The sequence below is a fragment of the Rhizobium sp. G21 genome (assembly GCF_014158035.1).
Classification (GTDB): domain Bacteria; phylum Pseudomonadota; class Alphaproteobacteria; order Rhizobiales; family Rhizobiaceae; genus Rhizobium_E.
In genome coordinates this window covers 3,158,490-3,185,406 of sequence record NZ_JACFXW010000001.1, presented here as the reverse complement: position 1 = coordinate 3,185,406, position 26,917 = coordinate 3,158,490, and the positions used below count along the sequence as shown (strand labels likewise).

The following is a 26,917-nucleotide window of genomic DNA, read 5'->3' as shown; positions in this document are numbered from 1 at the left end:
TTCACGCCGGATGCCGAAACATAGGCAAAGGAAAGTGCGGCAAACCCATGAGTTTGGCAAGGACATTGCCCAGGTCCAATCGCTCCAGCGGCAGAAATCTGTCATATCCGGGCAAGAAAACCGACATCAGGGGCTGCATTGCGCGGCGCGGTCGACACAGCGGCCCAGTGCGAAGCGCGAGTTGTCGCACCCGTGCAGGAAGGTGGTCGAACTGCGCAGGCGTGATGAGCGGCTCCCCGTCCACCGGGCCGATCGAGATGTCGCCGTCGCTTCGGTTGAGGATCCGCAGTCGGTTGTCCCAAGTCGCGGCCGCGCCGGGCGGAATGACGATGGTCGGCAGATCCCTGTTCTCGCGCTGCAGATACAGGCGATCGCCGCGTTTGTCGAACGTGACGCGGACCAGGGTCATCTGCCCATGCTCGACTGAGAGCAGGCGCCGGATGGCGTTGCGGCCCTCCCCCGGGGCGGATGGTCGCGTCCGCCGATGACGGCGGCGAGCGCCGAAACCGCTTCCATTGCGGCGGGGTCTGCGACGGCAAGGCCGGCGAGATCCACGACCGCCACCTTCTGGCCGATCATCTGAGCCCGGTCGTTCAAGAGACGGGCCGCCGCCTGCATGCGCGCACGCCGCGCCCGCATCAGGTCAGCGAAATCCGGAGGAGGCGTCTGTCGCTGCGACGCCCGCAGGCGGGCGCGCTCGAAGTCTGGATTGCCGTTGCTCGGATCGTCGACCCAAGGCGTCGCCCGGGCGCGCAGATAGTCGCGGATCTCCTCTCGCCGCAGAGCGAGCAACGGCCGCGCCGCCCAGATCCTGCCGAACAGCAGCACGGCCTCCGCCATGCCGTGGCCCTCGGCGTCGGCGTTTCGCGACCGGCGCATAAGATAGGTTTCCACGTCGTCGTCGAGATTATGCCCGGTCAGGATGATGTCGGCGCCGTGGGAAAGCGCGTGGCGGCACAGCAGATCGTAGCGCGCCTCGCGCGCCGCCGCCTGAATTCCGGTCTTGGGTTTGTCTCCGATCCAGGCGAGCATCTGGTGAGGGACGTCGAGGCTTTCCGACAGCCGTCCGGCCGCGATGGCTTCCTGCTGCGAGCCGGGACGCAGACCGTGGTCGACCGTGGCGGCGATGAGGTCGAGGCTCGCATCCCTGCGACGCGCGCGGATCGCGCTGAGCGCCGCCAGAAGCCCGACGGAGTCGCCGCCGCCGGAAAGGGCGATCAGGATCCGGCAGGGCCGACCGCATCTGTCGAGAAACTCTTCGAGAACAGCCTCCACTCTGTCCGCGCTCGACGCGTGAAGCGGAGCCGTGCGGACAGGATCGGGCTTCGTCATCCGCAGGCGAGGCGCTTCTGTTCGCTGGCGACCTTGGAGATCACAGCGCGAGACGCTTTCGGATAGGATTTCGTCACTTCGCGCAGCGTCGCGCAAGCGGTGTCCTTGCTGTCGAGGGCCGCCAGCGACATTGCGAGCTTCAGCAGCATTTCCGGCGCTTTGCCCGAAGAGCCGTAGGTCTTGTAGGCGTTCAGGAAGGTCTTGGCGGAATCCGTATATTTTTCCTGGGAATACTGGGCTTCGCCGAGCCAGAAATTGGCGTCTGCGATGCGCTTGCTGTCGGGATGATTGGCCACGAATTCGGCGAAGCCGGCTTCCGCGCCGGCATAGTCGCCCGCCAGGATGCGGTTATAGGCGGCCTGATATTGGCCTTCGTCTCCGCCGGACACTGCCGCGGCGTCGGCGCCGGACGTTGTGGCGGGCGGCGGCAAGGCGGTCGTGTCGACGCCCGACGGACTGGGATTGGCGCGGGTGATGGGATTGCCGTTCTGGTCGAATTCGATCGAGCCGAGATCCGAGGGCGGGGCTCCAAGGGCTGGATCTTCGCTCGACCCGCCGTCCATCGGCTGCTGGTCGGCGCTGTCGAGCGTCTGGTCTGCTTCCGGCGATTGCGCGCCGGAAGCATTGGCTGTGTTGACGTCGCCGGCGCCGGGAACGACCTCGATGGAGCTTTTCTTCTTGCCCCCCTTCCAGTTCCTGGAAGCGGAATTCGTTGTCTTCCTGCGCCTTGCGCAACTGTTCCTGCATCTGCAGCAGTTGGAAGCTCATTTCCTCGACGCGCCCGTTGAGCTGTCGAAGCTGTTCTTCCAGTTGCTGCACCCGCATTTCGGCGTCTCCCGCCTGCGCCAAGACAACGGCGCTTCTTTCCTGACGCCGCGGCTGGCTGTCGTCCGACCCGAACAGACTGAAGGCGCCGGCAGCCGTAACCCCCATCATCGAGACGGCAAGCGCCAATACGCCGGCCATGACCCTGTTTCTCATCGTGTCATCCTGCTTGGTGTGATGTTGCGCGAAGCAGCGCAACATCGGGATGTTTTCCAATTTTGCGACCAAAAAGCAACGGAGTCTGGCCAAAGTAAGGAAAACAAAAAGGGCGGCCCCGAAGGACCGCCCCGAAATTTCCCGGTTGCGAACCGTCTCTGCGTATCAGCCGCCGTTGAGCGCGGTGACGGCGCGACGGTTCTGCGACCAGCAGGAAATGTCGTCGCAGACGGCGACCGGCTTTTCCTTGCCGTAGGAGATGGTGCGCAGCCGATTGCCGGCGACGCCGCGCGAGGCGAGATAGTCGCGTGTGGCTTCGGCGCGGCGGGCGCCGAGCGCGAGGTTGTATTCGCGGGTGCCGCGTTCGTCGGCGTGACCTTCGACGGTGATCCGGTAGTTCGGATACTGGTTCAGCCACTGCGCCTGGCGGTCGAGAGTCTGGGCCGCGTCCGGACGGATCGACGAGGAGTCGGTATCGAAGAAGATGCGGTCGCCGACATTGACCGTGAAGTCCTGCTGCGAGCCCGGAGTGGCGGAATTGGCGCCGTTCAAGCCGAGGTCGGAGGCGCTGTCGAGCTTGTTCTTCTTAGAGCAGCCGGCGAGCGCCAGACCGGCGACCAGCGCGATTGCGAAGGGATTGCGCGCGAGCTTCGCCAAAGCTCCCGGCTGATAGGTTTGAATATGGCTCATCGGCCTGCTCCTGAATTCTTAATTCTTAGGGTTTCCAGACTGTAACCCGACGGGGTTAATCTCACTTCAACGCGTATGGTTAACAAACCGGAAATCGGCGCGGCTCGGGGCGAATTTTTTGCCCATGCGCGCCGATTTTCCGGTTCTCGTCACTCCAGAAGCGGCGACCAGGCCGGATCCGACGCGAAAGCCGGGGTCGGGATCGGCTGTTCGTTGTAGCCCGAAATGTCGATCGAATAGAGCTTCGGACCGCCCGAACCGGCGGGCTGGCGGAAGAACATCAGCACGCGTCCGTTCGGCGCCCAGGTCGGGCCTTCGTTGTGGAAGCCGGTGGTGAGGATGCGTTCGCCCGAACCATCCGGCTTCATCACGCCGATCGAGAACTTGCCGCCGGACTGCTTCGTGAAGGCGATCAGGTCGCCCTTGGGAGACCAGACCGGCGTCGAATAGGAGCCGTCCCCGAACGAGATGCGCTGCTGGCCGGAACCGTCCGCGCCCATCACATAGAGCTGCTGGCGGCCGCCGCGGTCGCTTTCGAACACGATGCGCTGGCCGTCGGGCGAATAGGAGGGCGATGTGTCGATCGCCGCCGTCGAGGTAAGACGCGTGGTCGTGCGCGAACGCAGATCCATGGTGAAGATGTTGGCGTTGCCCTTTTCCTGCAGGCTCATGATCACCCGCTGGCCGTCGGGCGAAAAGCGCGGCGAGAATGTCATGCCGGGGAAATTGCCGACCACTTCGCGCTGTCCGGTCTCGAGCTGCAGCAGATAGACCCGCGGCTGCTCGCCCTCGAAGGACATATAGGTGATTTCCTGCTGGTTCGGCGAGAAGCGCGGCGTCAGCACGATGGCGCGCGACTTGGTGAGGATGCGCATATTGGCGCCGTCCTGGTCCATGATCGCGAGCTGGCGCACACGCTCGGTCTTCGGGCCGCTTTCGGAGACGAACACCACGCGGGTATCGAAATAACCGGTCTCGCCCGTCAGCTTCTGATAGATCTGGTCGGCGATGATATGGGCGACGCGGCGCCAGTTTTCCGGCTGGGTGAAGAACTGCTGGCCGATCAGCTGCGAGCCGGCATAGACGTCCCACAGGCGGAATTCGGCGCGCAAGCGGCCATCGCCTTCCTGGGTCACGCGACCGGTCACCAGCGCCTGCGCATTGATCGTCTTCCAGTCCTCGAAGCGCGGCGCGGCGTCGGGATTGGAAATCTGCTGCACGAAAGCGCGCTGGTCTATCGGCGCAAACAGGCCCGAACGCTTGAGGTCGGCGGCGATGACCTGGGTCACCTGCGCGCCGAGATCGCCGCTGGATTGCAGATTGGTGATCGCGATCGGAAGCGGTTCGACGTTGCCCTTGCGCAAGTCGATCGTGATTTCAGCCTGAGCGGCGCTCGCCGCGAGACACAGAAATCCGGCAATGATCGCCAGAAACTTGAGGTAAAGGTGTTTCATCGTCCTCTCTCAGCCTTTCAGCCTAATTGTTCTCGTTGGTTGCCGGCTCCCCACGCTCCTGTCCCGCGTCTTCGCCAGCATCACATCATCTCGCTCGGATAGAAGTTCACCGTCACCTTGCTCCAGGTGTCGTATTTGTCCTTCGGCAGCTTGTCGAACGGGGCCGACCGCATCACCGCACGAAGCGCGCCGCCCTCAAGCGCCGAGAGCGAGGAGCCATCGCCGCCCGATCCCTTGACCTCGGGACGACCGACCACCTCGCCGTTCTCGTCGAGTTCGAAGGTCACCGTGATCATGATGTCGCTCGAACTGACCTGACCCGGCATGATCGACCAGTTCTTTTCGATGATCCCCTTCAGAGCGTCCAATTCGCTCTGAGACAGCTTGTTCCCGCCCGTCGCGATCTTCGCGCCCAGGGCCTTGTCGCTGTTCGAGCGCTTGGCGCCGCCGGGATTGTCCTCGGTCTTGTTGAGAAGCGTGGCGATCTCGTCAGCGCTGAAATCGGATTCCTTCTTGGTCGTCGACTTCTTGGTCTTCTGATCCTTGTCGGACTTCTTGGCCTTCGAGTTCTGGTCTTTCTTCTTCTCGGTGACCTTGGCGTCCTTCTTCTCTTCCGTTTTCTTCTCTTCGGTCTTTTCCGGCTTCTTCTCTTCCGCCTTTTCGACCTTCTTCGGCTCTTCCTTCGGTCGCGTGGTCGGGATCGGCACGCTGTCCGGCAAAGGCTCTTCCTGCGCGGCTTCCTCGACCGGGGTTTCCTTGGCGGGCTCCGGGGTCGGCTCGGTCTTCAGTTCCGGCTTCGGCACTTCGGCGGAGGCCATTTCCTGAATGGCGGGTTCGACGGCCGTGTCCTCGACGGCCTGGCTGTCGGCCTCCTGCACGGTGTTGTCCTGTTGCGGATTGGGATCCTCGGTCTTCTCGGGCGCGCCGGCCTTGGAGAGATTGCTCGGCTTCTCGGTGGGCGTCGGCACCGACTTCAGGTCGAAGTCGTTTTCGCCGGCGTTCATCGCGTCGGGCTGTTCGTCCTGCTTCTGGGTCTTGTCGAGCGCGGACTTCTCCGCCTTCGGCGCTTCCTTGTCGCCCTGCTGCAACTGCGCGACATCCTCGATCGGCACGAGGTCCACGGGCATGGCTTCGGAAATGGCCATATCCATCGGCTTGGGCGAAATGCCGATCAGCATCGCGCCCAGGAGAACCACATGCAATGCCACCGATGTGACGACGCTACTGCGCATGTATAAGCCTTAACCGCCTGTTTCCGGCTGGGTCACCAGTCCGATATTCTTGTAGCCAGAGGCCTGGATGCGGCCCATCACGGCCATGATCTGCCCATATTCCGTGCCGGCGTCGCCGCGCACGAAGATGCGTTCTTCCGCGCCCGCCTTGGCCATGGCCTGCAGCTTCGGCACGACCTCGTCGATCGGCACGGCCACTTCCGTCTCGTCGCCGAAATAGATCTGCCCGTCCTTGGCGATCGATACGGTGATCGGCTTGGTGTCCGAATTCATCTCCTTGGCCTGCGTCTCCGGCAGGTCGATCGGCACGCCCGTCGTCATCAACGGCGCGGCCACCATGAAGATGATCAGAAGCACGAGCATGACGTCGACCAGCGGCGTCACGTTGATTTCGCTGACCGGGGCGCGGCGCCCTCCGCCGCGACGGCTGCCGCGGCGACCGCCCGATCCTCCGCCCTGAGGCCCTGCTGACATACCCATTCCGGCGTCCCCCGAATTTACTGCGCCGCCTGGCGCGGCTGCAGTCTCTCATCGATCTGGCGCGAGAGTATGGCGGAGAATTCGTCGGCGAAGCCTTCCATGCGCGCGACCAGCTTGCCGGCGTCGCCGGAAAACTTGTTGTAGGCGATGACGGCGGGAATAGCGGCGACGAGGCCGATGGCGGTGGCGAGCAGCGCTTCGGCGATACCGGGCGCGACGACGGCGAGATTGGTCGATTTCGACGCGGCGATGCCCTGGAACGAGGTCATGATGCCGACGACGGTGCCGAACAGGCCGACGAAGGGACCGGCCGAACCGATGGTGGCGAGCGACGACAGCCGCGCTTCCAGCGCTTCGGATTCACGCGCCAGCGTCACGTCCATGGCGCGGTCGATGCGCATCTGCAGGCCGATCGGCGAACGGGCGCCGCGCTCGAAGCTCTTTTTCCATTCGCGCATGGCGCCGACGAAAATCGCAGCCATTCCGGACACTTGCCGTTCCGACAGCGTGCGGTAGAGCTCTTCGAGCGACTGGCCGGACCAGAAAACCTGTTCAAAACTGTCGAGCTGACGCCTGAACTTGTTGTAGCTGATCAATTTGTCGACCACCATGGCCCAAGTCCATACCGATGCGCCGAGCAAGCCGATCATGACGAGCTTGACGACCCAGCCCGCCTGCATGAAGAGCGCCCAGAGCGACATGTCCGCATGGGCTGCCGCCAGATTTGCCGTTTCCATATCTTAAGTCCCCGAATCCAAATACCCGGCCTCGATCGCGATCCGAGCCGGGCGGTGTTCAATGTGGTGTCCGTCGCTAATCGGCCGCCGAGCGGCCTTTGGCCTTGACCGTTTACGCTCTGGACCGCCTTTTTACGCCAAATTTGGTGAAAGGAAGGCGTGCGGCGCACAAAACCCGAGCGATCCGAGTAAGACCTCATTATCGTTAAAAGTTGGTTATCACAATGCAGCGTGTTTCGATCCGCATCCCACCGGTGGAGTCGGAGGCTTCAGACACAACGAAGACAGCAGGACGAATTCTAAAATTTAATAAGAAACGAAATATGTACATAATTCTCAAAAATAAGATAAAATAACGTATATTTTTAAAACCATACGGATTTTATATTACGTTTTTAAAGTCGATTAGATGGGTATATATCAATTGTATGGCAATGATTTGCCGCGGAACGCGGGTTTTCCAGGTGGGACGGACAGACGCTGCGCAAAACACCTTGGAGAGACAAGATGACCAGCGTAACTGCCGCATCCAGCGGCGCTGCGGCGATGATCGCTCGACAGCAAGACATGTTCGACAAGACGGATACGGACCAGAATGGCGCATTGAGCCAGTCTGAATTCGTATCCAGCCGCCCCACCAAAATGTCGGAGGAGACGGCAACCAAACTTTATTCCAAGATCGATACGGAAGGGACCGGTTCGGTCAGCTTCGATCAGCTTTCGGCGTCCATGCAGGCGCCTGAATCACGGTTGGGCGGCGAGGCCATGGGCGCGATGATGGGCCTTCGCCAACAGGGCGGCATGCCGCCGATGGCGGGAATGGGTGATCCGAGCAGCCTCTACGAAGATCTCGACGCGGATGCAGACGGCAAAATGACCGCGTCCGAATTCCTCGCCAAAGCGCCTGGCGGCCAGGACGACGCCAAGGCGAAGGAACTGTTTTCCGCCATTGATTCGGAAAACCAAGGCTATGTCACCGAGGAGCAGTTCACGACATTCATGTCTGAAAATGCCCCCAAGGGACCGATGGGACCGCCGAGGGGCGGCCTGGGCATGCCTCCCTTCTCTGAAGAAGCCGCCGCCTGACGGCATCACGCGACCGGACACGACTGGTCCGGTCGCGTTTCCGCTGGCAGACGTCTTCGCCTCTCAGCAGGCTCAACCCTGCATCAGGATATTGGCCGCCTTCACCGCCGCGGAGGCGCGATTTTCTACACCGAGCTTCACATAGATCTGTTCGAGATGCTTGTTCACCGTCCGCGACGACAGGCCGAGGATCTCTCCGATGTCGCGGTTCGATTTGCCCTTGGCGATCCAGACCAGCACTTCCGCCTCGCGGATGGTCAGCTGGAAATGCTGACGCAACCGCTCGTCATCCTGCGCCTGGGTCTGGCTGGTCAGCCGGAACAGGTTTTCATCCTGACCGATCGCGCCGATGAAAGTCAGCGACAGCGACGCTTCGCGTCCGGTCTCGATGGTGATCGCCTGTGCGTCATTCGATGATGAGAGACGACGGTCGCGAATCCACACGCCGATCTTGTCGGCCACCAGATCGAGCCCGTCGTCGCGGCCGGTGGCGGCGTTGACGAGCCGCGTCGCCTGCGGCGTCGACCAGAGGATCTTGCCGTCGTCGCGCGCCGCGAGAAGATGCCGGCCGGCCGCGTCGAGCGCCACGCGCGCGCTCTGGGCCGAGCGGGCATTGGCGAGATGGACACGAATGCGGGCCCGCAATTCCTCGACATTGATCGGCTTGGTCAGATAGTCCACGCCGCCGGCGCCGAGCGCGCGCACCACATGTTCGGTCTCGGTCAGTCCGGTCATGAAGATCACCGGCGCCTGCGCCACGCTGCCCATGCCCTTCAGACGGGCGCAGGTCTCGAACCCGTCCATGCCCGGCATAACCGCGTCGAGCAGGATGAGATCGGGCGTGATCCGTTCGGAGATCGACAGGGCCGCTGCGCCCGATGTGGCGATCAGTACCGAATAGCCGGACGCTTCGAGCGCGTCTGTCAGGAAACTCAATGAGTCCGGGCTGTCGTCGACCAAGAGAATAATGTCGCGGGGCGCTTGCTGGCTGGTCATGACGAGGCGTCCTCGCGCTCGAGCTTTCGAAGATCGGCGAGCAGGGCGTCCATGTTGAAGGCGCGGATATGAGCGGTCATGACATCGGTGAAGTGCCTGTTTTCCTCGGTTTTGGCAAGCTCGCCCAGCTTGCTTTCGATACCCCTCACATAACCGATCTCGCCCAGCCGGATGAGATCCTGAAGATGGGAGGCGCCGGGGCTGCGCAGATCGGCGGGCGCGGTGGACATTTCGGGCGCCGTGATCGCATAGACCCAGTCGACGCCGAGCCAAAGGGCGAGCTTGTCCTGCAATTGCCGGAAGTCGACGGGCTTGGAAAGCGTGTCGTTGTGATCGCCGGTCGCCGCCGTGGGCGCGCCGTCGCCGACATTGGCCGACAGCATCACGATCGGCGCGGTCTGGCCGATCTCGCGCAGTCTGGCGACCAGTCGCCAGCCGTTCATGCCGGGCATCGAGATATCGACGAGGAAGATGTCGGGATTGACGCCTTCGATGAGCATCAGGCAATCTGGCCCGGATTCGGCGGTCAGCACCACGAAATCCAGCGGCGCCAGCAATTCCCGCATCAGTTCGCGATGATCCTCGTTGTCGTCGACCACCATGATCGTGCGTCGGGGACCGGTATAGGTCAGAATCTTCTGGTCCGCCTTGGGCTTTTCCGATCGCGCCAGGCCGTAGAGCATCAGCCGCACCTTGAAGGTCGTCCCCTCCCCCAACCGGCTGTCGACGGTGATCTCGCCGCCGAGCGTCTGGGTCAGGAGCCGCGTGATGGTCAGCCCGAGCCCGAGCCCCGGCGCCAGCTTCGACTGTGCGCCGGAGCCCCGCTGGAACGGCTCGAACACGACCTTGAGATCGTCCTCCGAGATGCCGGCCCCGTATCGACCACCGTGAACGTGGCGACCTGATTGCGATACTGCACATCGAGGACCACGCTGCCGGCGGCGGTGTATTTGACCGCGTTGGACAAGAGATTGACGAGGATCTGCCGCAGCCGCTTTTCGTCGGTCCGGACATATTGCGGCAGCGCGGCATCACGCCGCAGCTTGAAATCCAGCCCCTTGGCTTCGGCTTGCGGCGCCATCATGCCGACGATCTGGTCGAGGAAATCATAGACGTTAATTTCGTTCGACGTGACCTGCAGCCGCCCCGCCTCGATGCGAGAAATATCGAGCAGCCCGTCGATCAGACCGGACAGATGGTCGGCGCTGCGCTTGATGACCTTGAGCGCCGAGCGCTTGGCGTCGGGGATCGCCTCGTCGCGTTCGAGCAGCTGCGCGTAACCGAGCACGGCGTTGAGCGGCGTGCGCAATTCATGCGTCAGCCCCACCACATAGCGGCTCTTGGCGCGATTGGCGGCTTCCGCCGTTTCCTTGGCCTGTTGCAGCGCCGCGTCCGTCTTCTTATGCGCCGAGATTTCCTTGAGCAGCAGCGAGGTCTGGCGCGAGCTTTCCTCTTCGGCCACCACCCGGCTGTCATGGGCGAGCACGAAGAACCAGGCGGCGATGCCTGCAAGCATGGAAAACACCACGAAGACCAACATGGCGGTGGCGTTCACCACCTGGGCGGTCTCCGGCGTTTGCGCCCCCGCATGCTGGGCGATCATCCACAAGGTCGCGCCGATAATCGTCAGCGCCGCCGCCAGGATCATGCCGTAGCGACCGAGCCGTGTCCCCAGCGCCGCGATGGCGCGTTCCGGAAGGAACGTCGCCGCGACTTCCCGCGCCTGATATTCGAGCCGCGCCTTGGGCTTGCAGAGGTCGTGACAGCGGCTGTCGAGCGAACAGCACAGCGAACAGATCGGCGCGGCGTATGCCGGGCACCAGGCCATGTCCTCGGGCTCGAACGGGTGTTCGCAGATCGAGCAAGTAATGGTCGATAGGTTCTTCCACGACTGGCGCGGCTTGCGGGCGAGATAATACTTCCCCTTGGTCGCCCAGGCGATCCCGGGCGTGGCGATGAAGGCGACGATCGGAACGAGATAGATGGCCAACGCCGCGGCGAAATCGCCGAACAGTCCGAAATGCGCCGTCAGCGCCACCGCCGCCGAGATCAGCATGCCGCCCATGCCGACCGGATTGATGTCGTAGAGATGGGCGCGCTTGAACTCGATGCCGGGCGGCGCGAGCCCCAGCGGCTTGTTGATGAAGAGATCGGCCGAAATCGTGCACAGCCAGGCGGCGGCGACGATCGAGAAGACGCCGAACACCTCTTCGAGCAGCTTGTAGATGCCGATTTCCATCAGCAACAGCGCGATGGCGACGTTGAAGAACAGCCAGACGACCCGGCCCGGATGGCTGTGCGTCAGCCGCGAAAAGAAGTTCGACCAGGCGAGCGAGCCCGCATAGGCGTTCATGACATTGATCTTGAGCTGCGACACCACCACGAAGCCGGCGGTGAGGATCAGGGCGGCGGTCTGGTTCGGAACCATATAGCCGAAGGCCGTCACATACATATGGGCGGGATCGGCGGCGAGCTCGGCCGGCACGCCGGAACTGAGCGCCAGCACCACCAGGAACGATCCCGCCAGGAGCTTGGGGGCGCCCACCACCACCCAGCCCGGACCGGCGAGAAAGCGGGCGATCTTCTGGCCGAGCGTCTGCGGCTTGCCCTCGGCCGGCAGGAAGCGGAGAAAGTCAACCTGTTCGCCGATCTGCGCCATCAGCGCCAGGATCACCGCCGACGCTGCCCCGAACATGGCGAGATCGAAGGGCGCGATCGTGCCGATCTCCCCGATTCATGGCCGCGCCCCCCGAAGCCGAGCCACATCTCGAACTTCTGCCAGTCGGCCAGCGCGATGAAGATGAAGGGCAGGATGTTGAGGATGATCCAGATCGGCTGGGTGATCAGCTGGAAGCGCGAGATCAGCTTCACGCCATGGGTGACCAGCGGGATCACCGCCACCGCGCTGATGACATAGCCGAGCCACAGCGGCACGCCGAAAGCGAGCTCCAGCGCCCCGGTCATGATCGAGGCCTCGATGGCGAACAGGATGAAGGTGAAGGTCGCATAGATCAGCGACGTCACCGTCGAGCCGATATAGCCGAAGCCCGCGCCGCGCGTCAGAAGGTCGATGTCGACCCCGTGACGGATCGCATAGCGGCTGATGGGAATTCCGATCAGCAACAGCAGGATCGAGGCGACCACGATGGCGAAAATTGCATTTGTGGTGCCATAGGACAAAGTGATCGCCCCGCCCACGGCCTCCAACGCCAGAAACGAGATCGCCCCGATCGCCGTCTGCGAAATCCGGCTCGGCGTATAGCGACGGGCGCTCTTGGCTGTAAACCTGAGCGCATAATCTTCGAGCGTCTGGTTGGCCACCCAGCGATTATAGTCGCGCCGAACGGGAATGATCCGCTGCCGTGCCGTCATGCCTAAAAACTAGCGCCCCAATAAAATTGATCATCAAAAGGGCATGTTCATGAGAATGCGCCGCTTGGCAAGAGCCTATCGGAACACCGCCGCCGATCCCCGGCTGTTTCGATGATCTACCCGATCGACTGTTTACGAACGAAGACTTTTGGATTCGAGGGATGCGCCCAATCCGTTCGTCATGCGGCGACTGGCGAACAGCTGGCTGCGCGTGAACAATCCTGTTTTCGACGAGGCCGCTGGATGCGCTTATCCGTCGGCCAAAGTGATCGCCGTCTGCTCGTCGGTAATGAAGGTGGTCGGCAGGACAGTGCTGATCGCCGCCTTGAGCGCGAGGATCTTTTCTTTGCCGCCGGAGATCAGCACGCGCTCGGGCGTCCGGCCCAACCGCGTCGGATTGACCGAGATCACCCTGGAGTTCACTTCATGATCGAGAATCTCGCCATTTTTGCCGATGAAATTGTAGAGCACATCGCCGACGGCCCCGCCTCGATCAACGAGCGCCGGTCGGCTTCGCTGATATAGCCGGCGCGATAGCTCGTGGTCAGCGTCGAGATGCCGCCGACGGACAGAAGCGCAACGTCCAGCTTGTCGGCCATTTCGAAGATCGCCGCCAGGCCGCAACGCTCCAGCAGCGCATGCTTGGTCTCGATACTGTCGACGACCGCCGGCGCGGGCACCAGATAGCCGTCGCCCTGGAACAGTTCGGCGAATTGCCACGCGAATTCGGCAGGGTTGAACCTGCGGGCGGCGGCGATGCCGCCGAGTAGCGAGACGACGCGGAAATCCTCGAGCGTGCCGCCGTTGATGAAGGGCAGCGTGTTGTAGAGCGTTCGCCCCCACCCCACGCCCACGGTCAGGCCCGATTTCATGATCCCGGAAATGAAATTGCCGGCGGCGGCAGCGATAACCCGGACGGGATCGCCTTCCGGATCGGAAAAGGGCGCGACGATGACCCTGGCGATGCCGAAGCGCTTCTCGACCGTCCGCTCGAGCTCGACCAGTTCGGCGAGCGGCGCGGACACCGTGACCCGCACCTCGTTGCGCCTCCTCGCGTCAGCCAGGGCCCGGACGACCATGACGCGGTTGATGCCGAGTTGGTTGGCGATCTCGTTCTGCGTCAGCCCTTCGACATGATAGAGCCAGACGGCGCGCGCGCGAATTCGGTCGGCATCGCTCTGCACGCCAGTCAAGGGTTGCGCCACTTGCATCCTCTGTGTGTCCTCCTTGAGACATCATCACACGGGCGCCATGGTGGACACGATATGGCGGCGAATGATCCTGGCCAGTCGCTCAGGACATTCGATCTGCGGCGTATGACCCGTATTGTTCAGGAGATGAATACCAAAATCCCCGTCAACCGCAAGCGCATGCCTCATGGGAAGTATGTGGTCACGCTTTCCCCAGACCATCACCGTGGGCGCCGTCAGCCGCCCGACCGCGGGGCGCAGATCGAAGGATTGCACGCCGTCAGGAAACAGGACGTCGCACAGATCGCTCTGGTAGGACCTCAAGCGCGGCGCCGTGCGGGCTCGCATCGCAGCCTTCGCATAGTCGTCGCTGACGCCTTCCGGATAGGCCGTCAGCCGGCGCAGCCACGGCGCCAGGCTTTCCGCGCGGGTGGCGCGGGCGATGCCCTGCAACGCCGGCCCGTCGATCTCGGGCCCGAGACCGCCGGGCGCCAAGAGGGACAGCGACGCGATCATTTTCGGCCTGATATCGGCGACGGCGATCGCCACCGCGCCGCCGAGCGAATGTCCCACGAGGTGAATCGGACCGGACCCCGCCTCGGCGTACACTGCCCTGCCGACAAGTTTGGCGAGTTCGGCGAAACCGCCGATTTTCAACATCGGCGACTTTCCATGCCCGGGAAGATCGATGCGGATCAGCGGATTGGGCAGACGCAATTCCCTTTCGAACGGCGTCCAGCTCGGACTATCGGCCGCAAAGCCGTGAATGAGCACGATCGGGACGCCTTTGCCGCTCCGCCGCGACACATGCAAAGGCCCGCTTTCGGGGCTCCATCCGGATGGCGCAGACGAGGTCGGCGCAGGCATCCCGTCGAGATGACGACGCACATCCTCGGCCTGGATTCGCCCGAGAGGACCCGTCCCGGCAACATCCGCAAGCGACAGGGAAGTTGTGCGCGCCACAGCGCGCGCCGCGGGAGTTGCGCGGACGCCGCCCGCTCTCGCGTCCGTCGAACCGGAGACCTCCCCGCCCTGCGAGCCCTCGAAGGACGGCGACCGTTCCAAAGGTGTGACCACGTTATGAGGAGACCGCGCGACGACAGGTTTTGCGGACGGCGCATGCTCCATCTGAACGCCCGGAGGGCAGATATAGGCGATGACCCGCCCCACCGGCGCGCGATCGCCGGGGGCGGCGTTTACCTGCCGCAACACACCGCTGGCCGGGGCTTCCACCTCCATCGCCGCCTTGTCCGTTTCGATGTCGAACAGCGGCGCGCCCTTCTCCACATAATCGCCTTCCGCGACATGCCAGGTCGCGAGCGTGCCATGGGTCATGTCCATGTCCACTTTCGGAAGGATCACCTCGACGATGCCGGGGGCAGACGTCGCACTATCTTCGCGTTGTTCGGCCGCATCCATCACGACCGGCGCGGTCTCGCCCTCGGCAAGCAGGAAGGCGACCACGGAGCCGACGGCAATCCTGTCTCCCGCCCTCGCCGTCACCGCGCTCAGCCGTCCGCTCGCGGGAGCCTCGACTTCCATCGCCGCCTTGTCCGTTTCGATGTCGAACAGCGGCGCGCCTTTTTCCACATAGTCGCCTTCCGCGACATGCCATATCGCGAGCGTGCCATGGGTCATGTCCATGTCCACTTTCGGCAGGATCACCTCGACAGGCATGTCAGACCTCGCCGCCGAGCAGACGGCGGGCCGCCGCCTCGATCGTGTCGACCTGCGGCACAGAGGCGCGCTCCAGGTCGGGATTGTAGGGCACGGGCGCTTCCGCGCCGCCCAAACGCAGGATCGGCGCGTCGAGGAAATCGAAAGCGTCGCTCTCGGCGACCATCGCGCTGATCTCCGCGCCCACGCCGTAACTCTTCACACCTTCATAGACGACCATAAGTTTTCCCGTCTTCCGCACCGAGGCGAGGATCGTGTCGCGATCGATCGGACGCACCGATCGGAGATCGACGACCTCGACATCCATGCCTTCGACCGAAAGACGTTCGGCGGCCTCGAGCGCGCGATGCGCCATGATCGAACTGGCGACGATAGTGAGATCTTTGCCCTGCCTGCGCACCGCCGCCTTGCCGATCGGCACGGTGTAATGGCCCTCGGGCACATGGCCCTTCATCTTGTAGAGGAGTTTGTGCTCGAAAATCAGCACGGGATCCGGATCGGCGAGCGCCGCGAGGAGAAGGCCCTTGGCGTCTTCCGGCGTGGAAGGCTGGACGACCTTGAGACCGGGAACATGGCCGAACCAGGCCTCCAGGCTCTGGCTGTGTTGCGCCGCGGCGCCCGTGCCCGACCCTGCCGGCATGCGGAAGACGACCGGCACCGACGCCTCGCCGCCCAGCATGTAGCGCAGCTTGGCGGCCTGATTGACGATCTGCTCCATGGCGAGCGCCGCGAAATCGGAAAACTGAAATTCGAAGATCGGCTTCAGGCCGGTCAGCGCCGCGCCGACGGCCACGCCCGCGCCGCCGAGTTCGGAGATCGGCGTGTCCATCACTCGCTCCGGACCATATTTGTCGATGAGATCGAGCGTCACCTGAAAGGCGCCGCCGTAGACGCCGATATCCTCGCCCATCAAAATCACGGTGGGATCGGCGTCCATGGCGAGCGACATCGCCTCGCGGATGGCTTCCGAGTAAGACAGCGTGCGTTCTTCGATGTTTCGCGCCACAGCGTTCATCTCAGGCCTCTGCATAAACATAGCGGGTCACTTCGTCGATCGACGGGGCGAGGCTCGCTCTGGCGAATTCGATTCCGGCCGCCACATCGGCGACAGCTGCTTCTTCGATGGACTTGGCCCCTGCTTCATCCAGAATTCCATGGCCGATCAGGTCCGCGCGGAACCGGGCGATGGGGTCGCGCGCCATCCATTCCTCGATCTCCTCCTTGGTCCGGTAGCGGTTGCGGTCGGATTTGGAATGGCCGCGCCAACGATAGGTCAGGTTTTCGACCAGGCTCGGTCCTTCGCCGGCGCGGGCGCGGGCGATCGCGTGATGCACGGCCTCGGCGACGGCGGAAAAATCATTGCCGTCGACAGTGACGCCCGGAATGGAATAGGCGGCGGCGCGCTCGGCGATATTCTTCACGGCGGTTGAGCGGGATACGGCGGTGGACATGCCGTAGCGATTGTTTTCGCAGACGAAGATCACCGGCAGTTTCCAGATGGCCGCCATATTGAGCGCTTCGTGAAACGCCCCTTCATTGTTGGCGCCGTCGCCGAAGAAGCAGATCGTCACATCCGTCTTGCCCAGGCGCTTGGCCGAGAGCGCCGCGCCGACCGCGATCGGCAGGCCGCCGCCGACGATGCCGTTGGCGCCGAGATTGCCGGTTTTCACATCGGCGATATGCATCGAGCCGCCGCGGCCATGGCAGTATCCCGTCTCCTTGCCGAAGAATTCGGCGAACATCCGACCGACATCCGCGCCCTTGGCGATACAATGCCCGTGACCGCGATGGGTGGAGGTGATCTTGTCCTGATCCGTCAGCTCCATGCAGGTCGCCATCGCGCTGGCTTCCTGGCCGATCGACAGATGCATCGTGCCGTGAATGAGCCCGCGCATATAACTCTCTTCAGCGCCTTCTTCGAAGCGCCGGATCAGAATCATGCGCTTGAGCGCTTCCCGCAACTGCTCGGGGAATAGGTGCGGATGGCGAAGGGTCTGTTGTCCGGCGCCGTCATGGTCAGAGCCCCAGCATGGCGTCTTGGCGCGCGCGCAGCGCGGCGATCTTGCTGTCGGCGGGAACCGAGGCATTGGCGGCAGTGATCAACTCGCCCTTCTTGATCGGACGGGTGACGGTCGCGCCGGCCAGCAGGCCGCAAGGAATGGCGCCGGCCGATTTCGCGTCCTCGACGGTCATGATCCAGGCGCGATAGCAGTATTCGCCGATCTGATCGAGGCGGTCGCCGGGCTGCAGGTCCTTTTTGGCGAGCGCGCCGACTTCGGCGACCGGACGGGGCAGCGGCTGCATGTCGGCCTTGCCGTAGAGCACGACACGGGCGCAGGTCAGCGGCACTTCGAGCGACGTCAGATGATAGGGGCGGAAGAAGGTGAAGTAGGGGCCCTTGCCCATCTTCAGATCCTCCATCCGCTCCCAGATCCGCGGATGATCCATTTCGGCGACGACAAAGACGCCGGGAGCCACGCCCTTGCCGATGGTGAAGTCGACGCGGCCTTCCGCGGACGACAGGACGCCGCCGGCGCTCTCGGGGACCAGCACTTTGCTCAGCTCTTCACGGCTGCAAGCGGGGCCGTGCATTCCAGGTTTATCAGGGGTCAGGCCGGTGGCGTTGGCGATGGCCGCCATTTCGACCATGGTCTTGGAGCCGTCGACGAACTCCACCAGCATGCGCGGATTCATATGACGCTCGGCGGCTTCTTTCGCATAGGCGTCGGGGGTGGCGTCGATGTTGAGCGGATTGTTCTTGCCCTTGCCGGCGCTGATGATCCGGTGGCCCATGGCGCTGACGAATTCGATGAGCTCCATGCAGCTCGACGGTTCGTCGCCTGCCCCCAGAGAGTAGACGACGCCCAGCCGCTCCGCTTCGGCGCGCAGATAGGCGCCGATGGTGATGTCGGCCTCGACATTCATCATGACGAGATGCTTGCCGCGCTCCATCGCGGTCAGGCCGATCTCGGCGCCGACGGCGGGAATGCCGGTCGCGTCGACCACGACGTCGATGAGGCCGGCATCGAGAAGCGCGCCGACATTGTCCGTGATGGCGATCTTGCCCTGTTCCATCGCCGCGTTTGCCTGATCGGCATTGCCGATTTCGGCGGCGCGGTCCTTGGATCCATAGGCGATTTCCACCGACCTCGCAGCGGCGCCCGGCTTCAGCTCGCTGATCGCGCCGATCTCCACGCCCGTCATATGAGCGACGCGACTGACGATGTCGGTGCCCATTTCACCAGCCCCGACCAATCCGATGCGTATGGGATTTCCAGCGTCGGCTCGGGCGGCAAGGTCGCGGGCGAGGCCCGTCAGGGCGACATTCGTAGGCATGGTTTCCTCCACGGTTATTGCCTCGGTTATTGCACATTTGTTTTTTCTGTCAACATTAGTTTATGCTGCATCGCCGCAAAGAATGCCGCAAGGCAGGGATTGACACGCAAAATAAACCGTACATAGTTGATATCTGTGAAACGAAAGTTCACTTCAGGCAAAAGGCGCGGGGGAATAGGAGTCGCGTCTCGATAGTCAGCCTGAAAGACCGGTCACTCGGGAGAGTGACGTTTGGGAGGATTCCGACAATGACATTGTTCAAACAAAGCGTATCTCGCCGCTCGTTTCTGCGCACGACCGCCACGGTGGGTCTCGCCGCAGGCGCGGCCGGGCTGAAGCTGCCGGCTTTCGCGCAGTCCAACTTGCCCGACATCCAGGCGACCCTCGACAAGATCTCGGTCGACGGCTACGTGCGTGAAGACTACCGCAAGCTCTACAAGCTCAGCTCAGATCCGCTCTGGGATCCCGCCAAGGATTGGATCCGCACCGTCGATTGGGAAAAGGTCCGGTCGGAGCAGTCCGGCAAGACCGTTCGCTTCGCCATCGGCGCGGCCGACCAGGATTCCGCCGCCGAGGGCCTCAAGCCGTTCGAAGCGTTGTCCGGCATCAAGGTCGAACTCGTGCCGATCCCGGACGACAGCTTCTATGACAAGGCCGTCGCCGAATTCGTCTCCGGCAACGCGTCCTTCGACGCGCTGCAGTTCTTCTCGCCCTGGCTCGGCGACTTCGCCGCTCCCGGCTTCCTCGCCGAACTCGACGACTACGCCGCCAAGTGGAAGCTGCCGCTCGACGATTTCTACGACACCTATCGCCTGAACTACGGTTATTTCGGCGGCAAGCTCGTCGGCATTCCCTTCGACTGCGATATCCAGATGGTGCATCTGCGCAAGTCGATCGTCGAAAAGATCCTCGGCGGACCGATCGACAAATCCAAGTCCGTTGCCTCCTATGACGAACTCATCCGCATCAGCGGCGAGGCCAACAAGCTCGGCGGCGGCGTGGCCGGCCTCGGCATGATGCTCGCCCGCGGCTTCTGGTCGACCTACACCTGGGAGCATATCGGCGCTCAGGCCGGGCTGAAGCTGTTCGACGAGCAGTGGAATCCACAGCTCGCTTCCGACGCCGGCATGAAGGCCATGGACATTATCATGGCGCTGCAGAAGAATGCGATCGAGGGGACCTCCGGCGCAGGCTGGGGCGAAAACCGCGCCGCATGGTTGGGAGGCCAGGTTGCGACAAATATCAGCTGGCAGGATTCGGGAACGCAAGCCATGCGGCCCGACCAATCGAAAATCGTCGACGATTTTGTCACCATCTATGAGCCGCGCATCGAGGGCGGCGTCTTCGCTCCGCCGAACAGCGGGCTCGACTTCTTGCGTCGCCGCCACCTCGCAGAACCCGGAGGGCGCCTTCCTGATGCTCGCCTTCCTCACCACCTCCTCGATCATGGCGATGAACGAAGCCAACGCCAACGGCGTCGCCCCCGGCTATCGTTCGGTGCTCGGCAACGAAAAGCTGCGCGGCATATCGCAGCCGATGGAAGTCTGGGCCAACAGCCTCGAACACGCCTGGTGCGCCCCGCGCCTGCCCGGCATGTTCGAAATGGAGCAGGCGCTCGGCAACGAGATCAACCGCGCCGTCACCGGCCAGATTTCCGCCAAGGAAGCGCTCGAAAACGGCCAGGCCGCCTGGAAGAAGATCATGGAGAAGAACGGCTTTTCGGGCGGCAAGGCGCCGGTCGCTTACGCGGATGTCGCGCCCGGCATGTATGTCGGCGCCGGCAAGCCGCTGCCGTTCTGAGGCGATGATGGCTACTTACGCAAGCAGCCAGACCGCAGGGGCGCATCGCGCCGCCCCTGCGCGTCCGTATAAGCGACGTTCGCCCCTGCTGCGGGCCGCCTTCCCCTACCTGCTCGTCGCGCCCGCTTTGATATACCTTCTGGCGATCACGCTCTATCCCGGCGTTTTCGCCATCTACCAAAGCCTGTTCGTCGTCAAATTCGTCAAATGGACCTGGGCCGGCTTCGACAATTACGTCGAGATTCTGCAGGATCGGGAATTCTGGGCCGCGCTCGGCAATACGCTGATCATCGGCGGCATCTCTCTGTGCCTGCAGACGGTGATCGCGCTGGCCATCGCCTATTTCGCCTATCGGGATCCCATGGTTCGCGGCTGGCGCATCGTGTTCCTGATGCCGATGCTGTTCATGCCGTCCGCCGTCGCCTTCATCTGGAAGCTGGCCTTCAATGACGGGCGGGTGATCTCGGATCTCCTGATGCGTATCGGCGTCGTCGGCGGCAACGTCGACTGGCTCGGCTCGATCTGGCTTTCGCGCCTCACGCTCATCGTCGCCGATGTCTGGCAGTGGACCCCATTTCTCTTCATCATCTTCGTCGCGGCGCTCCAGGGACAGGACCAGGAAATCGAAGAGGCAGCGCGTCTCGACGGCGCCTCCTGGCCTGCGATCTTCTGGAACATCTCGCTGCCGATGATGCGTCCGGTGATCGTGGTGGCGGTCACGCTTCGCGCCATCGACATCACCACCATGTTCGCCAATGTCTTCATCATGACGCAGGGCACGCCGGGCGGGACCACGGAAACCATGAGCTACTTCATTTATCGCACCGGCTTCCGCATGTTCAATTTCGGCTATGCCTCCGCCGCCTCGGTCCTGATGCTGATCATCACCATTGTCCTGGCGCAGACGATCGTCAAACGCGCCTTCCATTCGGGGAAGAGCTGATGGCTTCCGTACGTAGGACCCGCGGCGAAAGCCTTCTGATCCGTTACCTCGTGCTCGGCGCCTGGGCGCTCGTCTGCCTCGCCCCGATCCTGTGGTTCATGACCATCGCCTTCCGCCCGAGAACCGAGATCATCACGACATCGCCGATCTACTTTCCCACCTTCTCGCTCGACGCCTGGCGTCATTTGCTGGAAGACTGGCCGATCGGCAAATATCTGCGCAATTCGCTGGTCGCCGTCACCGGCTCGGTGATCATCGATCTCGCTCTGGCGATCCCGGCGGCCTTCGCGCTGTCCCGCTACGAGTTCAAGGGGCGCGAGGACATCGGCTTCTACATCCTGTCCACCCGGATGATGGCGCCGGCGATCGTGGCGATCCCGATCTTCTTCCTGTTCAAGAAGCTCGGCCTGCTCGATTCCGTCTGGGCGCTGATGCTGGTCTATGCCGCCGTCAACCTGTCGCTGGTGACCTGGATCATCCGCAGCTACATGCTGGATATTCCGAAAGAGCTGGAAGACGCCGCCCGCACCGACGGCGCCGGCGACCTGACGATCCTTCGGGAGATCATCATCCCCGCCTGTCTGCCGGGAATCATCACCGCGGCGGTCATCGCGGCGATCTTCGCGATCAACGAGTTTCTCTTCACGCTGCTTCTCGCCTCCACCGAGAACGCCTATACGATGTCGGTCGCGCTCGCCAATTTCACCGGCGGCTCCGACGGCGTCATTTACAATGCCATAGCCCTCGTCTCCTTCCTCGCCTTTGCGCCGATCCTGATCCTGGTTGTGCTCATCCAGAAGCATCTGTCGCGCGGCCTGACGATGGGCGCTGTGAAAGGATAAGCCATGGGTTCGATCAAGCTTCAGAACATCGTCAAGCGATACGGCGCCTTCATCGGCGTCCAGCATATGTCGCTCGACATCGAAGACGAGGAATTCCTCGTGCTGCTCGGCCCTTCCGGCTGCGGCAAGACCACGACCATGCGGATGATCGCCGGGCTGGAGCAGCCCAGCGAAGGCGAGGTCATCATCGGCGACGAGGTGATGAACGATATCGACGCCCGCGACCGCGACGTCGCCATGGTCTTCCAAGGCTATGCGCTCTACCCCAACATGTCGATCTACGAGAACATCCGCTTTCCCCTGCGGATGCGGAAGATCCCCGCCGACAGGCACGACCAGATGATCCGCAACGCCGCCGCCATGGTGGAGCTCGGCGAATATCTCGATCGCAAGCCGTCGGCGCTGTCGGGCGGCCAGCGCCAGCGCGCGGCGCTCGCCCGCGCCGTGGTGCGCCAGCCACAGGTCTTCTTGATGGACGAGCCTTTGTCCAATCTCGACGCCAAGCTCCGCGCCTCGATGAGGGTGCAGATCAAGCATCTGCAGCGCCAGCTGAAGGTGACGACCGTCTATGTGACGCATGACCAGATCGAGGCGATGACGCTCGCCGACCGGATCGTGATCATGAACCGGGGCGTGATCCAGCAGGTCGGCACGCCGGACCAGATCTATTCCGACCCCGCCAACACTTTCGTCGCCGGCTTCATCGGCAGCCCGCCGATGAACCTGATCGAGGGCGTAGCAAGCGGAGGCGCCTTCAACGCGCCGGGCGTCTCCGCGCCCTGCCCCGCCTATGTGTCCGGACAGGTGACGCTCGGCATCCGCCCCGAAGACTGCCGCGTGACGGAAGGCGGATATATCAACGGAACCGTCTATGGCGTCGAGCCGACCGGCGACGTCACCTATCTCACCATCGCGGCGGGCGCCAGGCAGATCGAGGTCAAGGCCGACAGACAGTTTCGTCGCGACATCGACGCCCCGATCGGCATCAGCTTCGATCTGGCGAACACGTTCTTCTTCGACCAGGCCGGACAGCGGATACGGGGTTAAATCATGGCGCCGAAATTCGACTACACCTCGATGGGCTTCATCACATTCGACGCCCTCTGCCGTCCCGTCACCGCCATACCTCCGGGCGGCGACACCTATTTCGTCGACGAGTTCACGCTGGCCGTGTCCGGCGCGGCCGGCAGCGCCGTCATCGTCGCCGCCAAGCATGGTTTGAAAGCGCGCGCCGTGGGCGGCGTCGGTCATGACGACATGGGCGATTGGGTGCTGATGAAGCTTGCGAGCTTCGGCATCGACATCTCGCTGATGAGCCGATGCGAGGGCTTTGCGACCTCCTCCTCCGTCGTCACCACCCGGCCCGACGGCCAGCGTCCCGCCTTGCACAAGCGCGGCGCGACGGACGGCTTCTTCATCGAGGATTCCGAGATTGAAGACCTCCTGGACACGAAGATCCTGCATGTCGGCGGCGTCGGCCTGATGAACCGGATGGACGACAGCGGGCGCACCCGCGAAATCATGGCGGAAGCCAGGCGTCGCGGCGTCATCACCACGCTCGACGTTTTCGCCTCGACCAAGGCGGACCTTCCAAAGGTCGAGGCGCTCCTTCCCTATACCGACTACTTCCTGCCGTCGGAGGAAGAAGCGGCGGCATTGTCGGGGCTGACCGGCAATCGCGAGCTGGCGCAGTTCCTGATTGATCGCGGCGCAAGGAGTGTTATCCTCACGATGGGCGGCAATGGCGCCTATTATCTCGACCGCGACGGCCAGGAGATCCGCTCTCAGGCTTATGACGTCGATGTGAAATGCACCTGCGGCTGCGGGGACTGCTTCAACGGCGGCTTCGCGACCGGTTTGATGAAGGGTCTTCCGCTTCCGGCGGCCGTCGATCTCGGTCAGGCGTCATCTGCGCAGAACGCGACGGGACTCGGCAGCCAGGCCGGCGTCCGCGACTATCAATCCACGCTCGAATTCATGCGGCGGACGACGCGTCGCCCTCCGCTCTGAGGCTTCCCCATCCGGCGGCTTTGAACTATGTTCTCTTCGTCTGCAATGGAGTTGACAAGTGGGGACATCGCCACGGCCCAATCTGATCGATCCCGTTCCGCTCCGCGAGATGCTGCGCGGCATCCGCTTCATGGTCAAGCGCGGCGGAGAGGCGCTGAAATCGCGCGCGACGACCGAACGGCTGCCGAAGCCGGCGGCGGATTTCGCCAATGCCGTCCTCGACGAGATGATGGGGCTGGGCCACAAGGTCAACGCCCAGATGTCGGTGCTGGCCAAATCCATGATCGGCACGGAACCAGACTCCGACATCCTTCTCGCAGATCTCGCCGCGCAGGAGCAGCCCGCGACCCTTTTCGCCGCGACCATCTATCCAGCGCTGAAGCTCGCGGCGGCGCGGATGTGCCTTTCCGGCGTATTCGTCAGCGAAGCAGCCGCCCGCAAGGCGTTCCTGGCGACTGTCGACGCCTCCCGGCATCTTTCCGGCGCCGATGTGGCGGCGGCGCTGACTTTCGCCCTGATCGACGCGCAGGTGCTTCAAGGACCCGTCATCAGCGGAGATCCGTCCCTGAGTGGACATGAGGCGACGACGGTGACGATCTTCGCGGTGCTTCTCTGGTTGCAATCGCCACGCGACGAGGCGGACCAGGAGATGGCGCTGATGTCGGCCATCGACCTGTCCCAGGTCTTCGCCCGACAGATCGTCACGGCTTGCGCAGCGAGGGACGCGGGCGCGCTGTCGGCGCTTTATGCGAAGTATGCAGACAATGTCTGACCCGATCAAACCGATCGCGACTCTGCCGCCCACCAACGAGCCCTATCGCGTCGCTGTGCGCCGGCTTCGGTGGTTCAAGGCCGCATTTCTGAGGTTTGTCGAGATACAGGAAGACGAACTCGGCTGCGACTTCGAAATCGAAGAAACCAAGATCGCCGCCGTCTTCGTGCGCTGGCTCGAGATGATCGACCGCCAAAGGCCCAGCGACAAGAGTGAGCGGCCGGCCTTCTTCGCTTTTGCCGCCTCGCTGATGTTTCGCGAACTGATCGCCGACATGCCGATCAAGGCGCGTGGCCCCGCGACGAAGCAGGACGCCGACGCGCCCGGCGCCTTCTGGCCCGAAGGCTATGTCTGCACGATGTTCTGCCTTTCCGTGCACGCCGCGGCGATGGAGCAGGAATTCCATCTGCAAACTCATGTCGCGCCCGACATCGGCAATATCCGGTCCTGGTGGTCCTTCCGGGAAAACGCCCTTGAGAACGGCGCTTCGCCGCGGGTTTCCTGCAGAAAATGCTGGGCTACGAACCCAACTGGTTCATGCCGGCCTCCTTCGTCTCGCGGATCGGCGACTGGATGGTTTCGCCGGAGGCGACGTCGAAGGATGAAACGCTGCGGAGGCTCTGAACCGTCCGGAGCGAGGAATGCCCCGCGCTTTACTCTTTCCAAGAAGCCTTCATCGCCGAAGCGCCGCCAGGTCACGCATAGTCCGACAGCATGTCGAAAACCGGCAACCGAACACGCAGTTTCATCGCGAGAAGCGCCATGCCGGTGATCTTGCGCTGCAGGAACATCTTGTCCGGAGACGGCAGCGCCCAGAGCGACCGGTCCGCGAAGATCGGCTGCGCCCTCTCCCGCACCGCGACGAGCGGCCCCCGATCGCCGAAATCCACCAGCCCGTCCGGCGCCTTGAGCGTATGATGAAGCAGCGTCGCCGTCATCTCGTCGAGCGCGCGGCCGTGACGAGCGACCTGCGCCGGAGAGAGATAGCCCATGTCGACGAGAGCTGCGCGCACCATGTCGACGCTGCCGCTCGATATGGCCCGCAACAATACCCGATAGGCGTCCGCGCTGTCGAACGATACGGGCCGCACGGCGCCGAAATCGAGGAGCGCGATGCGCCCGTCCTCCGGTCGCCAGAGATAATTGCCGAAATTCGGATCGGTCTGCATGACGCCGAAGGTGAAGAGTTCCGACAGAGCGAGGTCCGCCATCGCCCGCATGGCCGTCTCGCGCGTCGCCTGCGACGCCGCGGCGAGGCGTTCCAGTGGAACGCCATCGACGAAATCCATCGGCAGCACGGTGGGGCGAACAAGGTCTTCCACCGGAGCTGGAGCCACAAAGCGCGCATCCCCTGCCAGCAGCGTCCGAAAGCGGCGCATCTGATCGGCCTCGCGAAGATAATCAGCCTCTTCGTGAAGTTGCCGCTTGGCTTCGGCCAGATGCGGCGCGAGATCGACGCCCGCAGGAACAAGACCGGAGAGCCGCAGGAAGGTCGCGACATTGTCGATATCGGCATCGATGCTCCTGGCGACGCCGGGATACTGAACCTTGACCGCGACGGCGCGGCCCGAGACCAGCACGGCCCGGTGCACCTGCCCGATCGATGCGGCCGCCACCGGCGTCATGTCGAACTGGCTGAAATGACGTCGCCAATCCGGCCCCCAGGCGCTTGCGAGGCAGGCGGACAACTGGCCGGGCGGCATGAAATGCGCCGACGACCGCAGTTGGGAAAAGATAGCCTGCATTTCCGGCGGCAGAAACTCGCCCGGGTCGAGCGACGCCATCTGACCGAGCTTCATCGCCGCGCCGCGCATACGTGACAGTTGATCCGCCGCCTTGCGGGCGTTCGACGGCGTCAGCAGAAGATCGCGGAGATGCGGTCGCTCGCCCTTGGCCAGGCGGCTCAGCCCTTCGGACACCACGCCTGAGGCAATGCCGCCGGCGATCTGGCCGAGCGCCGCCAACCGGCTCAATCGACCCCGGGAAC

Annotated in this window: 20 protein-coding genes and 4 pseudogenes; 7 read left to right on the top strand and 17 right to left on the bottom strand. The window is 63.3% G+C overall.

Features of this window, described 5'->3' with window-relative positions; translation table 11 throughout:
- Position 1: 1 nt before the first annotated feature.
- The 8 genes and pseudogenes from H2O14_RS15950 to tolQ form a co-directional block, all read right to left on the bottom strand.
- On the bottom strand, positions 2-409 hold the full coding sequence (locus H2O14_RS15950; protein ID WP_182828420.1) for a hypothetical protein: 408 nt from the start codon (positions 407-409) through the stop codon (positions 2-4).
- Positions 406-1,332, bottom strand: a complete 927-nt coding sequence (gene tilS, locus H2O14_RS15945) for a tRNA lysidine(34) synthetase TilS (protein WP_182828419.1) — start codon at positions 1,330-1,332, stop codon at positions 406-408. The genes H2O14_RS15950 and tilS overlap by 4 nt, the downstream gene beginning before the upstream one ends.
- A pseudogene (gene ybgF / locus H2O14_RS15940) lies at positions 1,329-2,313 on the bottom strand (tol-pal system protein YbgF). Before ybgF ends, tilS begins: the two are co-directional and overlap by 4 nt.
- Before the next feature lie 165 nt (positions 2,314-2,478).
- A complete protein-coding gene (pal, locus tag H2O14_RS15935) occupies positions 2,479-3,003 on the bottom strand; it encodes a peptidoglycan-associated lipoprotein Pal (RefSeq protein WP_182828418.1) in 525 nt (174 codons plus the stop codon).
- A gap of 149 nt (positions 3,004-3,152) precedes the next feature.
- Complete coding sequence (tolB, locus tag H2O14_RS15930; protein ID WP_182828417.1) at positions 3,153-4,457, bottom strand: Tol-Pal system beta propeller repeat protein TolB; 1,305 nt, start codon at positions 4,455-4,457, stop codon at positions 3,153-3,155.
- A gap of 80 nt (positions 4,458-4,537) precedes the next feature.
- On the bottom strand, positions 4,538-5,689 hold the full coding sequence (locus H2O14_RS15925; protein WP_182828416.1) for a cell envelope integrity protein TolA: 1,152 nt from the start codon (positions 5,687-5,689) through the stop codon (positions 4,538-4,540).
- Between the two features lie 9 nt (positions 5,690-5,698).
- Positions 5,699-6,169, bottom strand: coding sequence for a protein TolR (gene tolR / locus H2O14_RS15920; protein ID WP_182828415.1), 471 nt, complete (start codon positions 6,167-6,169; stop codon positions 5,699-5,701).
- A 17-nt stretch (positions 6,170-6,186) separates the two neighbouring features.
- On the bottom strand, positions 6,187-6,906 hold the full coding sequence (gene tolQ, locus H2O14_RS15915; RefSeq protein WP_182828414.1) for a protein TolQ: 720 nt from the start codon (positions 6,904-6,906) through the stop codon (positions 6,187-6,189).
- A 507-nt stretch (positions 6,907-7,413) separates the two neighbouring features.
- On the opposite strand from tolQ, the gene H2O14_RS15910 reads away from it, so the two are divergent.
- The gene (locus H2O14_RS15910) at positions 7,414-7,992 is read left to right on the top strand and encodes an EF-hand domain-containing protein (protein WP_182828413.1); all 579 of its coding nucleotides are present in this window, start codon (positions 7,414-7,416) and stop codon (positions 7,990-7,992) included.
- 72 nt (positions 7,993-8,064) lie between these two features.
- On the opposite strand, the gene H2O14_RS15905 is transcribed toward H2O14_RS15910, so the two are convergent.
- From H2O14_RS15905 to H2O14_RS15870, 7 genes and pseudogenes are all read right to left on the bottom strand, one after another.
- Positions 8,065-8,988, bottom strand: coding sequence for a DNA-binding response regulator (locus tag H2O14_RS15905; protein WP_182828412.1), 924 nt, complete (start codon positions 8,986-8,988; stop codon positions 8,065-8,067).
- A pseudogene (locus H2O14_RS15900) lies at positions 8,985-12,360 on the bottom strand (ATP-binding protein). Before H2O14_RS15900 ends, H2O14_RS15905 begins: the two are co-directional and overlap by 4 nt.
- A gap of 249 nt (positions 12,361-12,609) precedes the next feature.
- Positions 12,610-13,439 (bottom strand): annotated as a pseudogene (locus H2O14_RS15895) (sugar-binding transcriptional regulator).
- A 159-nt stretch (positions 13,440-13,598) separates the two neighbouring features.
- Positions 13,599-15,227 carry an acetoin dehydrogenase dihydrolipoyllysine-residue acetyltransferase subunit gene (locus H2O14_RS15890; protein WP_210275461.1) on the bottom strand — a complete coding sequence of 543 codons (1,629 nt, stop codon included), beginning with the start codon at positions 15,225-15,227 and terminating at the stop codon, positions 13,599-13,601.
- Between the two features lies 1 nt (position 15,228).
- Positions 15,229-16,242 carry an alpha-ketoacid dehydrogenase subunit beta gene (locus H2O14_RS15880; RefSeq protein WP_182828411.1) on the bottom strand — a complete coding sequence of 338 codons (1,014 nt, stop codon included), beginning with the start codon at positions 16,240-16,242 and terminating at the stop codon, positions 15,229-15,231.
- Position 16,243: 1 nt separating this feature from the next.
- Positions 16,244-17,241: pseudogene (locus tag H2O14_RS15875) on the bottom strand (thiamine pyrophosphate-dependent dehydrogenase E1 component subunit alpha).
- Positions 17,242-17,243: 2 nt separating this feature from the next.
- Positions 17,244-18,563, bottom strand: coding sequence for an NAD(P)H-dependent oxidoreductase (locus H2O14_RS15870; RefSeq protein ID WP_182828409.1), 1,320 nt, complete (start codon positions 18,561-18,563; stop codon positions 17,244-17,246).
- A 248-nt stretch (positions 18,564-18,811) separates the two neighbouring features.
- Here H2O14_RS15870 and H2O14_RS15865 point away from each other — a divergent pair, with 248 nt between their 5' ends.
- The 6 genes from H2O14_RS15865 to H2O14_RS15840 are packed head-to-tail and all read left to right on the top strand — an operon-like array spanning position 18,812 to position 24,930.
- The gene (locus H2O14_RS15865) at positions 18,812-20,371 is read left to right on the top strand and encodes an ABC transporter substrate-binding protein (RefSeq protein ID WP_246697413.1); all 1,560 of its coding nucleotides are present in this window, start codon (positions 18,812-18,814) and stop codon (positions 20,369-20,371) included.
- On the top strand, positions 20,371-21,306 hold the full coding sequence (locus tag H2O14_RS15860; RefSeq protein ID WP_246697412.1) for a carbohydrate ABC transporter permease: 936 nt from the start codon (positions 20,371-20,373) through the stop codon (positions 21,304-21,306). Before H2O14_RS15865 ends, H2O14_RS15860 begins: the two co-directional genes overlap by 1 nt.
- On the top strand, positions 21,306-22,148 hold the full coding sequence (locus H2O14_RS15855; protein WP_182828407.1) for a carbohydrate ABC transporter permease: 843 nt from the start codon (positions 21,306-21,308) through the stop codon (positions 22,146-22,148). Before H2O14_RS15860 ends, H2O14_RS15855 begins: the two co-directional genes overlap by 1 nt.
- A 3-nt stretch (positions 22,149-22,151) precedes the next feature.
- Positions 22,152-23,195, top strand: a complete 1,044-nt coding sequence (locus H2O14_RS15850) for an ABC transporter ATP-binding protein (protein ID WP_182828406.1) — start codon at positions 22,152-22,154, stop codon at positions 23,193-23,195.
- 3 nt (positions 23,196-23,198) lie between these two features.
- Complete coding sequence (locus H2O14_RS15845) at positions 23,199-24,158, top strand: carbohydrate kinase family protein (RefSeq protein ID WP_182828405.1); 960 nt, start codon at positions 23,199-23,201, stop codon at positions 24,156-24,158.
- Between the two features lie 58 nt (positions 24,159-24,216).
- Positions 24,217-24,930, top strand: coding sequence for a hypothetical protein (locus tag H2O14_RS15840; protein WP_182828404.1), 714 nt, complete (start codon positions 24,217-24,219; stop codon positions 24,928-24,930).
- Here H2O14_RS15840 and H2O14_RS15835 read toward each other — a convergent pair.
- Complete coding sequence (locus H2O14_RS15835; protein WP_182828403.1) at positions 24,860-25,336, bottom strand: hypothetical protein; 477 nt, start codon at positions 25,334-25,336, stop codon at positions 24,860-24,862. The two genes, H2O14_RS15840 and H2O14_RS15835, sit on opposite strands and share 71 nt — an antisense overlap.
- A gap of 289 nt (positions 25,337-25,625) precedes the next feature.
- Positions 25,626-26,903: an ABC1 kinase family protein gene (locus tag H2O14_RS15830; RefSeq protein ID WP_246697411.1), complete on the bottom strand. Its 1,278-nt coding sequence runs from the start codon at positions 26,901-26,903 to the stop codon at positions 25,626-25,628.
- Between the last annotated feature and the right edge of the window lie 14 nt (positions 26,904-26,917).

What these genes read in the sequence shown, in the direction of transcription:
- H2O14_RS15950 (WP_182828420.1), bottom strand. Translation starts at nt 409, where the DNA reads ATGACCCTGGTCCGCGTCACGTTCGACAAACGCGGCGATCGCCTGTAT.
- tilS (WP_182828419.1), bottom strand. Translation starts at nt 1,332, where the DNA reads ATGACGAAGCCCGATCCTGTCCGCACGGCTCCGCTTCACGCGTCGAGC.
- pal (WP_182828418.1), bottom strand. Translation starts at nt 3,003, where the DNA reads ATGAGCCATATTCAAACCTATCAGCCGGGAGCTTTGGCGAAGCTCGCG.
- tolB (WP_182828417.1), bottom strand. Translation starts at nt 4,457, where the DNA reads ATGAAACACCTTTACCTCAAGTTTCTGGCGATCATTGCCGGATTTCTG.
- H2O14_RS15925 (WP_182828416.1), bottom strand. Translation starts at nt 5,689, where the DNA reads ATGCGCAGTAGCGTCGTCACATCGGTGGCATTGCATGTGGTTCTCCTG.
- tolR (WP_182828415.1), bottom strand. Translation starts at nt 6,169, where the DNA reads ATGGGTATGTCAGCAGGGCCTCAGGGCGGAGGATCGGGCGGTCGCCGC.
- tolQ (WP_182828414.1), bottom strand. Translation starts at nt 6,906, where the DNA reads ATGGAAACGGCAAATCTGGCGGCAGCCCATGCGGACATGTCGCTCTGG.
- H2O14_RS15910 (WP_182828413.1), top strand. Translation starts at nt 7,414, where the DNA reads ATGACCAGCGTAACTGCCGCATCCAGCGGCGCTGCGGCGATGATCGCT.
- H2O14_RS15905 (WP_182828412.1), bottom strand. Translation starts at nt 8,988, where the DNA reads ATGACCAGCCAGCAAGCGCCCCGCGACATTATTCTCTTGGTCGACGAC.
- H2O14_RS15890 (WP_210275461.1), bottom strand. Translation starts at nt 15,227, where the DNA reads ATGCCTGTCGAGGTGATCCTGCCGAAAGTGGACATGGACATGACCCAT.
- H2O14_RS15880 (WP_182828411.1), bottom strand. Translation starts at nt 16,242, where the DNA reads ATGAACGCTGTGGCGCGAAACATCGAAGAACGCACGCTGTCTTACTCG.
- H2O14_RS15870 (WP_182828409.1), bottom strand. Translation starts at nt 18,563, where the DNA reads ATGCCTACGAATGTCGCCCTGACGGGCCTCGCCCGCGACCTTGCCGCC.
- H2O14_RS15865 (WP_246697413.1), top strand. Translation starts at nt 18,812, where the DNA reads ATGACATTGTTCAAACAAAGCGTATCTCGCCGCTCGTTTCTGCGCACG.
- H2O14_RS15860 (WP_246697412.1), top strand. Translation starts at nt 20,371, where the DNA reads ATGGCTACTTACGCAAGCAGCCAGACCGCAGGGGCGCATCGCGCCGCC.
- H2O14_RS15855 (WP_182828407.1), top strand. Translation starts at nt 21,306, where the DNA reads ATGGCTTCCGTACGTAGGACCCGCGGCGAAAGCCTTCTGATCCGTTAC.
- H2O14_RS15850 (WP_182828406.1), top strand. Translation starts at nt 22,152, where the DNA reads ATGGGTTCGATCAAGCTTCAGAACATCGTCAAGCGATACGGCGCCTTC.
- H2O14_RS15845 (WP_182828405.1), top strand. Translation starts at nt 23,199, where the DNA reads ATGGCGCCGAAATTCGACTACACCTCGATGGGCTTCATCACATTCGAC.
- H2O14_RS15835 (WP_182828403.1), bottom strand. Translation starts at nt 25,336, where the DNA reads ATGGAATTCCTGCTCCATCGCCGCGGCGTGCACGGAAAGGCAGAACAT.